The organism is Streptococcus sp. NM (genome assembly GCF_003390135.1).
Taxonomy (GTDB): Bacteria; Bacillota; Bacilli; order Lactobacillales; family Streptococcaceae; genus Streptococcus.
Map to the genome: position 1 here is coordinate 701,302 of NZ_QUOS01000001.1, position 12,062 is coordinate 713,363.

Sequence of the window (12,062 nt, forward strand, 5' to 3'; positions counted from 1 at the left end):
CTATAGATTTATTATACTACCTTTTTAGGGAAGATTCAAGTAAATTACGGAATTTGCAAAAAAATCTTTTGAAAGTCTTCAACAAATTCACTGATGTGTTCACTTGTAAATCAAGAAATTTTCAGAAACGCTTTGAAAACGAATTGTTTTTTTATAATACTATCATAAAGTTCGTTATTTAGCTAACAAAAATATAATTTTAAGTAAAAAAATAAATCAGGAAACGAATCTCCTGATTTTATTAACAGATAAAGCACCACAAATGAATTTAAATTGTAAATCTATTCTACAAAACTTTAAAGACGCTGGCACTGACGCCACCAACCATATCTTTATCACTTAAATGGCTATTGGTCACCAATAGTTCTAGATTTCCAGCATTTTCAAACTGGAAGTCTTGCCCTTTAGCATTAAATACAACCAGTAAATGTTCTTCCCCTTGAATCTCATAGACAATCCAACCACTATGTTCGTTGGCTGAATGAACAAAAACATGATGGTAAATCTCATCATAAGTTGAGTAAGAAAAGGCACTGCTTTCTGTCTTCAATCGAATCATCTGACGGATAAACTCAATACTATCTTGACGCTCATTAAGCAAGTCCCAGTTCACTTGGTTCACACTGTCTGGAGCATTATAGCTATTCATAGCACGTTCTCTATCATCATGGGTCAGCTCACCATTTTCACCAGTCGCAACCAGTTTGGTACGACCAAATTCTTGACCGATTTCCATAAAGGCCATCCCCTGCATGAGTAGGTTCATAGCTGTGGCTGTCTCAACCTTGCGCATGATTTGCTCTGAACTTTGGTCTGGATGTAGGGTTGCCAACAAATCGTGAAGATTGTAATTGTCATGGGCTTCCACATAGTTAAGTACTTGGTTTGGATGTGTATAGGTACCTAATTCACGACTGCCTAGAATTGCTTTGGCAAGAATTGGCTCTGTCGCAGCACCACTAACAAAACCTGACTTGATAGCACCATAAACTTCTCCACCTTTTACAGCATCACGCTGATTGTCATTAAAGAAACCAATACTTGGCATCTGGTAGGCATTGTCTTTCTTAGCCTTATCATAAGGGGCAAGACCTGTTCCCATATCCCAACCTTCTCCATAGAGGATAATGTTAGGGTCGATTTCATCCAAGCTCTGACGAATCATCTGCATGGTCTTAACATCATGAATCCCCATCAAATCAAAACGGAAGCCGTCAATATTGTATTCCTGCACCCAGTATAGAAGAGAATCAATCATATACTTGCGGAACATTTCGTGTTCGCTGGCTGTTTCATTTCCAACACCTGTTCCATTCTGGAAGGTGCCATCTGGGTTCATACGATAATAGTAATCAGGGACAGTTGTTTGGAAAGGTGCATCAACAACTGAGAAGGTATGGTTATAGACCACATCCATAATGACACCAATGCCCGCATCGTGATAGGCTTGAACCATGGTCTTCAAATCACGAATGACCTGAGCTGGATCATCTGGATTGGTTGAAAGGCTCGTTTCTGGTGCATTATAGTTTTGTGGATCATAACCCCAGTTGTAGGTTACATTCCCATCAGCATCATATTCTTTGTGACGGTCTGCAATTGGTTGCAACTGAACATAATTGTAGCCAATCTCTTTGATGTAATCAAAAGCAGTTGCTTGACCGTACTGGTTAACCGTTCCAGTCTGAGCAGCACCCAAGAAAGTTCCTCGAAGATGTTCATCCACACCCGAGGTCGGTGATTTGGTCAAATCACGAATGTGCATTTCACAGATAACTGCCTTACATGGATTTGTCAAACGCCAAGTAGCCTCAGAACCGTGCTTGACCTCGAAGCCTTCAACTTGCTTTTCTGCATGACTCAGGATAGCTGAACGTTTGCCATCAGGACTGGTCGCGATTGTGTAAGGGTCACGTGTCAGTGTCTGGTGATGAGGGAATTGGACTTGATACTGATAAGCCTTACCAGTCAAATCTTCATCAACATCCAAACTCCAGACACCGATTGTATTGTCTTTATGGTTATAAGAGTAGCTATTGCCTCTTTCCATCTCAAAAGTCTTCCAAACAGGAGCATTGTTAGCGGCAGATTCATAAACAACTACCTGCACTTCTGTCGCTGTTGGAGCCCAGAGAGCAAAATGAGCTTGATTATCCTCTACACGGCACCCCAATTCACCTTGGTAACCCCAATGGTGGTCAAAACTAGCACTATTAATGGCCTTGTCAAAGGCAAAAGGATTTTGATTCTTATAGAAAGGACTGACAATAGCAGGATTTTCAGAATAATAAATTCTATCATCCCCTTCCAAAATCCAGACTTCTGTTAAAAGAGGATAATGATTAAAACGGATAGCATATTCTTTACTGGTTTGACCTGTATGAACCACAAAATTCAAGCTTTCTAATGCATGAACACTTGGGTGTTCAAAACTAAATAAAGCGCCAAAATAATCTTCTTTGTAGGTCAGCAAATCAATTCGCTGGTCTTGACTTTTTACAAAAGAGCAGGTGTCGTATTCTCCATTCTTGCGATGGTAATGAATACGCATAGGGTAGTTATACATTTTTTAATTTTCCTTTTTACTTCTTAATTTGTTTCTATTTTCACTAATAAATTCTTGACCGATTTAGTACCGATTAAAAAACATAGTCATATTATCTAAACTCTGATTTTAAACGATTATTACAAGCTTTCTAGCCATTCTTCATCTCGAACTTCGATACCAAGTTCTTTTGCTTTTTGCAGTTTACTTCCAGCATCTACACCTGCAACGACGAGGTCGGTCTTTTTAGAAACACTACCTGTTACTTTAGCTCCCAAGCTTTCGAGTTTACTTTTAGCTTCTGAGCGTTTGAGACGTTCTAATTTTCCAGTCAATACCACTGTCAAACCTGACAAGGCTGCATCCGCAACTACTGTCTGACCTTTATAGTCCAGATTGACCCCAGCTTCTCTCAATTCTCTGAGGAGAATTTCAGAGCCTTCTGTCGCAAAATATGTCTGAAGACTCTTGGCAATCACACCACCCAGACTTTCAATACTAGCCACTTCCTCTGGATCTGCCTGCGCCAGATTTTCGATTGAATGAAAATGTTGAAGTAAGAGCTGACTGGCCTTGCTTCCTACATGGCGAATTCCCAAACCAAATAAGAGCTTCTCTGCAGAATTTTCCTTAGATGCTTGAATGGCTTGATACAGTTTAGCAGCGGACTTTTCCTTAACCCCCTCTAAAAGGAGGAAATCTTCTTCTTGCAAACGGTAAATATCCGCTACATCCTTGACTAGATTGGCAGCAAAGAGTTTCTCAACAATAGATGGACCAAGGCCTGTAATATTCATGGCATCACGAGAAGCAAAATGAATCAAACCTTCCATGATTTGGGCAGGACAACGCGGATTGATACAACGAAGGGCCACTTCATCTTCAAAGTGCAACAAGTCAGAGTTACAACTTGGACAGTTTGTAGGGATATCCAGTTTCTCTTCAGAAACCCGTTTGGACTCTACCACACGTAAAACGGCAGGGATGATATCTCCAGCCTTATAGACGATAACCGTATCGTCTTTGCGGATATCTTTTTCAGCAATATAATCGACATTGTGCAGAGTTGCACGGCTAACAGTTGTACCAGCTAGTTGTACTGGTGTTAGATTTGCAGTTGGGGTTACAACACCCGTACGGCCAACTGTCCAGTCAACTGAGAGTAGTTGGGCTTCTTTTTCCTCAGCAGGGAACTTGTAGGCCACTGCCCACTTTGGAGCCTTAACGGTAAAACCGAGTTCTTCTTGACTTGCTAGGTCGTTTACCTTGATCACCACCCCATCGATATCATAGGGAAGACTGTCTCGTTCCTCTCCTACTTCTTGGATAAAATTCCAGATTTCATCTATATTTTCAGCCAAAATCCGCTTAGGATTGACCACAAAACCTAGTTGTTCAAGGTGCGTCAAAACTTTTTCTTGACTATCACGAGTTGACGGGCTGGCTTCTTGATAGAGGAAAGTCGCAAGATTGCGCTTGGCAACTACTGCTGTATCCAACTGTCGCAGGGTGCCTGCTGCCGCATTACGAGGATTGGCAAATTCAGGCTCTCCATTTTCTTGGCGAGCTTGGTTAACCTGGTCAAAAGAAGCGCGTGGCATGTAACATTCCCCACGAACTGTGATATCTAGTTCTTCTGGCAAGGTCAAAGGAATGTCCTTAACACGCTTAAGGTTTTCCGTGATATTCTCCCCAACAGAACCATCTCCACGCGTTGCCCCAGCAACGAAAATCCCCTTTTCATAATTCAGTGAGATAGACAAGCCATCGATTTTCAGCTCACAAATATAGGTTGGATGAGCCACTTCCTTACGAACACGCGCGTCAAAAGCTTCAAGCTCCTCACGTGAAAAAGCATCCTGCAAACTATAAAGAGGATACTGATGACTGTATTTTTCAAAACCATCTAAGACTTTGCCACCAACACGATGGGTCGGACTGTCTGCTAACACTTGATCTGGATAGGCAGACTCCAACTCGACCAACTCACGGTAAAGGCGGTCATACTCACTGTCTGAAACCGACGGATTGTCGCTGGTATAGTACTCAGTCGCATAGCGATTGAGCAAGGCGACCAACTCATTCATTCTTTTATTCATAAAACCATTTTACCATAAATTAAGCCCTCCTCACAATGGAGAAGGGCAGAAAACTTAGAAATCTTACACCTGCTCCGATAATTCTTCCCACTCAAGCATAGCTTCTTCCTGACGGTGGCTGATTTTGTCCAGTTCAGCCTGCAATTCCATGAGTTTTTCGGCATCGTTTGTTTCCAACATTTGTTCAGAAATCGCTTGACTTTGACTTTCTAACTCTTCAATTTCAGCTTCTAGACTTTCGATTTGTCGCATGAGCTTACGAACTTCTTTTTGACTTTCTTTCTGAGCTTGATAGTCATTAACTGAGCTTGCTTCTTTTGCTTGATTGCTGGTTGAAGCTTCCTCAGTTTGAATCATTTCTACTTCTGCTTTCTTCTCAACATAGTAATCGTAATCTCCAAGGTAGAGAGTTGAACCCTTCTCAGACAATTCCAGTACATGAGTTGCTACACGATTGATAAAGTAACGGTCGTGGCTGACAAATAGAAGAGTTCCATCAAAGTCAATCAAGGCATTTTCCAACACTTCCTTACTATCAATATCCAAGTGGTTGGTTGGCTCATCCAAAATCAAAAAGTTATTGTTTTCCATAGACAATTTAGCCAAAAGCAAACGTGCTTTTTCGCCACCTGACAGCATGCCGACTGATTTTTTGACATCATCTCCTAAGAAAAGGAAGGCACCTAGACGGTTACGAATTTCAACTTCTGGTGTCAGTTTAAAATCATTCCAGAGTTCATCCAATACAGTATTACTTGGTGTCAGCTTGCTTTGGGTTTGGTCATAGTAACCAACCTCAACATTAGCGCCAAATCGCTTTTCACCCTTGATAAAAGGAATCTGATCCACGATTGATTTGATAAAGGTTGACTTGCCAATACCATTGGGACCAACGATGGCAACAGCATTCATCTTACGAAGGTCTAGATTTATCGGTTCTGACAGGACTTCCCCGTCATAGCCAATAGCAGCATCTTCAACAGTCAATACAACATTACCAGATGTTTTTTCAGACCGAAAGGTCATATTGGCTGATTTCTTACCAGCTTCAGGCTTGTCCAAACGTTCCATTTTTTCCAGTTGTTTGCGTCGAGATTGGGCACGTTTGGTCGTTGAAGCTCGGACTAAATTGCGATTGACAAAATCTTCCAGAGCAGCTATCTCCTTCTGTTGCTTTTCATAATTCTTCGCCTCAGTAGATAGCTTTTGCTCCTTCAACTCGACAAAACGAGAGTAGTTGCCCACATAGCGATCCAAGGAATGCTTGGTCAAATCTAGCGTAATTGTCGCAACCTTGTCCAAGAAATAACGGTCATGACTGACGATAATGAGGGCACCGCTATAATTTACCAAGTAATTCTCTAGCCAAGCAATAGTTTCAATATCCAAATGGTTGGTTGGCTCGTCCAATACCAAGAGATTTGGCTTTTCAAGAAGCATTTTGGCCAGCGCCAGACGGGTATTTTGACCACCAGAAAGCTCAGCGATTCTCATCTGCCACATAGATTCGTCAAATTTGAATCCATTTAAAATGGCTCGTATATCAGCTTCATAGGTAAAGCCACCTGCTTGGCGAAAATTCTCAGATAAGCGGTCGTAATCTGACATCAGTTTATCCAAATCCTCACCAGACTTTTCTCCCATCTCTAGCTCCATCTGACGAAGTTGTTTCTCCGTACGACGCAAGTCATCAAAGACATGAAGCATCTCATCGTAGATGGTATTTTCAGACTCAAAACGGCTATCTTGGGCTAGGTAAGACAGAGAAATATCTTTTTTCTTATTGATTTCTCCACTAGTTGGCTCCTCTTCTCCAACCAAAATCTTCAAAAGAGTAGACTTACCTGCTCCATTTTTCCCAACAAGGGCAATCCTGTCTCGTTCATCAACCTGCAGGTTGATATTATCAAAAAGAACCTCTCCTGCAAAAGAACGTTCAATTTTATTAGCTTGTAAAATAATCATAAACCTATTTTACTATCTTTTTCTATTTTATACAAATGCAATAAAAAAGTTCAAGTTTAAAACTCGAACTTTTAATATTAATAACCAACCCCTCCACGGAATGTGCGAGCCATATCGTTTAAATCATAGTTCTTAGAAGAAGTGTCAATGGTCCATTTCCCATCTTTTTTACTCATTTTAATTTCATACCCCTCTTTTCTCATACTATCACTAGTATCTAGAGGAGTAGACTCAAATTGGCTTGGAGCATTTTCTAGAATATACTTCTCACCAGCTTTCATAGCTTCTGAATAGTTACCATATTTTCCTTTATTTTCTTCGTAGAATTTACGGCTTAGTTCATAAACATTTAAGTTATCCAAGTCAATTGTTTCTGGTCTTACATAGATAACTGCATAGTCAGGCAAATAAGTTTTTACTTTGTATTCTACCTTTGCTCGTTTAGCATTAGCTTTGATATATCCTTCAGCAAAGGTGCGGAGTTCTGAATCTGAAGGTTTGTAGTTATAAAAACTTTTTCCGAATGATTCTGTAAATTTCTTAATGAATTCTTCCCTATCAGCCTTAACATCATTAGTGAATTCAGCTCCACCATCAGATGATTTTTTATCATCTGCAAGGGGAACAACTTTAGCCTTATTGTCAGTAGTGCTTAGTTTTTTCCCACCACCTGAGCTTTCCCCATCAAGGTAGACCGCATCAACATACTTTTTCATTACTTCTTTAGCTTCATCAATATGATCTTCGTACTTACTTGGATCAACTTTGATAGCTACGTCATTATTCTTATTAGATTTTTCTTTGATATCTTCATAGAAGCTAGGTGCAAAATGAAGCTCATATTTAGCATTTTTATCAACTTCATAGACAACATAGCCAGCTACACTTTTTCCTTTAGAAATACTATCCCCATAATCCATGAATTTAGTTTTACTGTCACTATCATACATTTGAATTGGTTCTACTTTTTCATCTTTTTCATTGTAAAGAGTGATATCGCGGCTAGTGAAACTGAACTGTTTGTCACGATTGTTTTTGATTTCTACTTGAAGTGCAAGATAGTTTGAAGATGAATTTTCATCCTTAGGCAATACAAACATTCCATCTTTAACAGATATTTCAAAGTTAGAATTTGATGCAGTACCGTTGTCGCTGGCTTTTTTCGAAGTTCCACAAGCAACAAGTGCTAAAGCTGATAACAATAAAGCAGAATGCTTAAGAATTTTTTTCATAATAGAATGTCTCCTTTTATTATTACTGATATTATACCATAGGTATAATAATATTCAAAACAGAAAACCGAATGTTTAAAAAAATCTAAAAATTATAGAATTCTTTCTAAAATTGGTGGAACAAATTATAAATGCCTAACTAATCACTAAATGTTTTTTTTTAAAATCTATTTCCTATGCTTATACAATAGAAAACCAGAAAACTAAATCTGATAGATATCGTGAGGAAAATGATTTATTAAAGTAGTGACTCTCATGCTAACGTTTTACTAAAACGCTAAAAAGTGCTATAATGTGAACGGTTAAAACAATTTACAAAAAGGAGAATTTCAATGTCTTACCAAGAAAATTACCAGAAATGGGTTAATTTTGCGGAGCTTCCTGACTACCTTCGTCAAGATTTGGAAAATATGGATGAAAAAACGAAGGAAGATGCCTTCTATACAAACCTTGAATTTGGTACTGCAGGTATGCGTGGCTTGATTGGTGCTGGGACAAACCGTATCAACATCTACGTTGTTCGTCAAGCTACTGAAGGATTGGCTCGTTTAATTGAGTCAAAAGGTGGAAACGAAAAAGAACGCGGTGTAGCAATCGCCTACGATAGCCGTCACTTCTCACCTGAGTTTGCCTTTGAGTCTGCGGCAGTTCTTGCTAAACACGGTATCAAATCTTATGTATTTGAAAGCCTTCGTCCAACTCCAGAACTCTCATTTGCAGTTCGTCACCTCAACTGTTTCGCAGGTATCATGGTCACAGCTAGCCACAACCCTGCACCATTTAACGGTTACAAGGTTTACGGTGAAGACGGTGGACAAATGCCTCCACACGATGCGGACGCGTTGACTACTTATATCCGTGCTATCGAAAACCCATTTGCAGTTGAAGTTGCTGATGTGGAAGCTGAAAAAGCTTCTGGCTTGATTGAAGTTATCGGCGAAGCTGTTGACGTAGAATACCTTAAAGAGGTTAAGGACGTAAACATCAACCCAGCCTTGATTGAAGAATTCGGTAAAGACATGAAAATTGTCTACACACCACTTCATGGTACTGGTGAAATGTTGGCTCGTCGTGCTCTTGCCCAAGCAGGATTTGACTCAGTTCAAGTCGTTGAGGCGCAAGCAACTGCCGATCCTGACTTCTCAACTGTAAAATCTCCAAACCCAGAAAGCCAAGCAGCCTTTGCCCTTGCTGAAGAACTTGGTCGTCAAGTTGGTGCAGATGTTCTTGTGGCAACTGACCCAGACGCTGACCGTGTTGGTGTTGAAGTTCTTCAAAAAGATGGTAGCTACCTCAACCTTTCAGGTAACCAAATCGGTGCCATCATGGCTAAATACATCTTGGAAGCCCACAAAAACGCTGGAACTCTTCCTGCAAATGCAGCCCTATGTAAATCAATCGTATCAACTGACTTGGTAACGAAGATTGCAGAAAGCTACGGCGCAACTATGTTCAATGTCTTGACTGGTTTCAAATTTATCGCTGAAAAAATCCAAGAATTCGAAGAAAAACACAATCACACTTACATGATGGGGTTTGAAGAAAGCTTTGGCTACTTGATTAAACCATTCGTTCGTGATAAAGATGCTATCCAAGCTGTCCTTGTAGTTGCTGAGCTTGCTGCCTACTACCGTTCACGTGGTTTAACACTTGCTGACGGCATCGAAGAAATCTACAAAGAGTACGGTTACTATGCAGAAAAAACAATCTCTGTTACTCTTTCAGGTGTCGATGGTGCTGAACAAATCAAAGCAATTATGGCTAAATTCCGCAACAATGCTCCAAAAGAATGGAACACAACAGCTATCACTGTCGTAGAAGACTTCAAAGCTCAAACAGCTACTGCTGCTGACGGTACTGTTACAAACTTGACAACTCCTCCAAGTGATGTGTTGAAATACACACTCGCTGACGGTTCATGGATTGCCGTTCGCCCTTCAGGCACAGAACCAAAAATCAAGTTCTACATTGCAGTTGTAGGGGAAACAAACGAAGAATCACAAGCTAAAATTGCTAACATCGAAGCTGAAATCAATGCCTTTGTAAAATAAACAATTAAAAGATGAGATCAACCAATCTCATCTTTTTTCGTATCAAATCTAAGCATTTTTAAAAATTTTATGGCATACTAGATTTAAAAGAAAGCGAGGAAAACTCATGGAACAATTTTTAGAAAACATCAAAGACCTTGAAGTCACTACAGTTGCGCGTGCGCAAGAAGCTCTTGATAAAAAAGAAACTGCAACCTTCTTTATCGGTCGCAAAACTTGCCCTTACTGCCGTAAATTTGCTGGCACTTTGGCTGGTGTGGTAGCTGAAACAAAAGCACACATCTATTTCATCAATAGTGAAGAACCAAGTCAACTAGATGCATTGCAAGACTTCCGATCACGTTACGAAATCCCAACTGTACCAGGTTTTGTTCATGTTGAAAATGGTGAGATTAAGGTCCGTTGTGATTCTTCTATGTCAGCTCAAGAAATCAAAGAATTTGCTGGATTATAAAAACCACTCGTTTGAGTGGTTTTTGTTTTTTTCTAAACTAATACTTTTTAAGCAATTCTTGTACCATTTTATGAAGTTCTTCAATCCTTTCAGCCTGCTTCTCGACTAAACGCCTTTGCATAACTAATTCATTCTGTAGTTCATCTAATTTGGATTCTTCATTAGAATTTTCTTTAACAAAAAAATTAGTTAAGGCGCTAGTTAGCATCCCAATCGTTCCAATTCCCACTAGCATTAAGATTATTGCTAACCATTTCCCAAATATTGAACTTGGGACTATATCACCATAACCAACAGTTGTTACTGTAATAATAGCCCACCAAAGACTATCTGAGAAAGCCTTCTCCTCTACAACTGAGAAGATTGAGCTTCCAACAAATACAATAAATACATTGACATATAAGATATAAAGCAAGCCATTCGTTCGTAGTAATCTACTAGCTTTTCTTTCTAATTTTCCACTTAAGCCAATTATTCTTAATAACCTTGTAAGTTTAACTAATTTTGTTAATTTTGCTAAACGAAAAATACGTCCCAAACGGAAAACTGTAAAAATAGCATTTGATGGAAGGATTGCCAATAAATCAAAAATATTATCAATAATGAAACGAAATTTTTCTTTACTAGTAAAGAAACGCCATAGATAGTCTACTATAAACACTATCCAAATCATTAAATCAATAATATTGTAAGGCGGATTATGCAAATCTATAACATCCATAAATCCAAAAATAACTAGCACCACAGATATCAATGCTAATAATAATATGATTGTGTCATAGTAATCTGAAAATGTCCAAGTCTTCTTCAATTTATATTTCTCCATTATAATCGCTTATGAATTTATTATAGCATAAATTTAAAACTACGATTCATTAAAAATGAACACCACTTGGTGTTCATTTTTATATATCCGTTAAAGGTGTTGCAGTGTCTGGAGACGTATCGTAAACTTGAAAATCCACTCCTACTCCTAGATCTGCTTGAGCTAACTGATTGACCATGGTCATGTGGGCTAGTTCTTTAATATTATTCTCTTTAGACAAATGTCCTAGGTAAATCTTCTTGGTACGATTACCTAGTGTGCGAATCATGGCATCAGCACCATCTTCATTTGAGAGGTGGCCTAGGTCAGACAGAATCCGTTGCTTGAGTCGCCATGCGTAAGAACCTGCTCTCAGGATTTCAACATCATGGTTTGACTCAATTAGGTAGCCATCGGCGTTTTCGACTATACCTGCCATTCGGTCACTGACATATCCTGTATCCGTCAGCATGACAAAACTCTTATCATCTTTCATAAAGCGGTAAAACTGTGGAGCAACCGCATCATGGCTAACACCAAAACTTTCAATGTCAATATCACCAAAAGTCTTAGTTTTTCCCATCTCAAAAATATGTTTTTGTGATGAATCCACTTTGCCTAGGTACTTACTATTTTCCATAGCTTGCCAAGTTTTTTCATTAGCATAAAGATCCATTCCATACTTTCGAGCTAAAACTCCGACACCATGAATATGATCAGCATGCTCATGGGTAATCAAAATAGCATCCAAATCTTCTGGTTTACGATTGATTTCAGCAAGTAGGCTGGTGATTTTCTTACCAGATAAGCCTGCATCCACTAAAAGTTTCTTTTTTGGCGTTTCCAGATAAAAGGAATTTCCACTGGAACCCGACGCTAAAATACTGTATTTAAAGCCTGTTTCACTCATT

The 12,062-nt window shown here is 39.2% G+C and carries 8 protein-coding genes; 2 read left to right on the forward strand and 6 right to left on the reverse strand.

Annotated features, from left to right (window positions below):
* Positions 1–286 precede the first annotated feature (286 nt).
* From pulA to DXN33_RS03635, 4 genes are all read right to left on the reverse strand, one after another.
* Positions 287–2,566 (reverse strand): type I pullulanase, encoded by a 2,280-nt coding sequence (gene pulA, locus DXN33_RS03620; protein WP_115904368.1) that lies wholly within the window; start codon positions 2,564–2,566, stop codon positions 287–289.
* A gap of 119 nt (positions 2,567–2,685) precedes the next feature.
* Entirely contained in the window at positions 2,686–4,644 is a 1,959-nt protein-coding gene (gene ligA, locus DXN33_RS03625; RefSeq protein ID WP_115904369.1) for an NAD-dependent DNA ligase LigA, read from the reverse strand.
* Positions 4,645–4,707: 63 nt separating this feature from the next.
* Entirely contained in the window at positions 4,708–6,609 is a 1,902-nt protein-coding gene (locus tag DXN33_RS03630) for an ABC-F family ATP-binding cassette domain-containing protein (protein WP_115904370.1), read from the reverse strand.
* A gap of 77 nt (positions 6,610–6,686) precedes the next feature.
* Positions 6,687–7,841: a DUF4352 domain-containing protein gene (locus DXN33_RS03635; RefSeq protein ID WP_042751227.1), complete on the reverse strand. Its 1,155-nt coding sequence runs from the start codon at positions 7,839–7,841 to the stop codon at positions 6,687–6,689.
* 332 nt (positions 7,842–8,173) lie between these two features.
* On the opposite strand from DXN33_RS03635, the gene DXN33_RS03640 reads away from it, so the two are divergent.
* A complete protein-coding gene (locus DXN33_RS03640) occupies positions 8,174–9,892 on the forward strand; it encodes a phospho-sugar mutase (protein ID WP_115904371.1) in 1,719 nt (572 codons plus the stop codon).
* Positions 9,893–9,998: 106 nt separating this feature from the next.
* On the forward strand, positions 9,999–10,346 hold the full coding sequence (locus DXN33_RS03645) for a PedC/BrcD family bacteriocin maturation disulfide isomerase (protein WP_115904372.1): 348 nt from the start codon (positions 9,999–10,001) through the stop codon (positions 10,344–10,346).
* A gap of 37 nt (positions 10,347–10,383) precedes the next feature.
* Here DXN33_RS03645 and DXN33_RS03650 read toward each other — a convergent pair whose 3' ends face one another.
* Positions 10,384–11,157, reverse strand: a complete 774-nt coding sequence (locus DXN33_RS03650) for an ion channel (protein ID WP_115904481.1) — start codon at positions 11,155–11,157, stop codon at positions 10,384–10,386.
* A 94-nt stretch (positions 11,158–11,251) separates the two neighbouring features.
* Positions 11,252–12,061 (reverse strand): MBL fold metallo-hydrolase, encoded by an 810-nt coding sequence (locus DXN33_RS03655; RefSeq protein ID WP_115904373.1) that lies wholly within the window; start codon positions 12,059–12,061, stop codon positions 11,252–11,254.
* Position 12,062 lies beyond the last annotated feature (1 nt).

What these genes read in the sequence shown, in the direction of transcription:
- DXN33_RS03645 (WP_115904372.1), top strand. Translation starts at nt 9,999, where the DNA reads ATGGAACAATTTTTAGAAAACATCAAAGACCTTGAAGTCACTACAGTT.
- DXN33_RS03655 (WP_115904373.1), bottom strand. Translation starts at nt 12,061, where the DNA reads ATGAGTGAAACAGGCTTTAAATACAGTATTTTAGCGTCGGGTTCCAGT.
- DXN33_RS03635 (WP_042751227.1), bottom strand. Translation starts at nt 7,841, where the DNA reads ATGAAAAAAATTCTTAAGCATTCTGCTTTATTGTTATCAGCTTTAGCA.
- pulA (WP_115904368.1), bottom strand. Translation starts at nt 2,566, where the DNA reads ATGTATAACTACCCTATGCGTATTCATTACCATCGCAAGAATGGAGAA.
- DXN33_RS03640 (WP_115904371.1), top strand. Translation starts at nt 8,174, where the DNA reads ATGTCTTACCAAGAAAATTACCAGAAATGGGTTAATTTTGCGGAGCTT.
- DXN33_RS03630 (WP_115904370.1), bottom strand. Translation starts at nt 6,609, where the DNA reads ATGATTATTTTACAAGCTAATAAAATTGAACGTTCTTTTGCAGGAGAG.
- ligA (WP_115904369.1), bottom strand. Translation starts at nt 4,644, where the DNA reads ATGAATAAAAGAATGAATGAGTTGGTCGCCTTGCTCAATCGCTATGCG.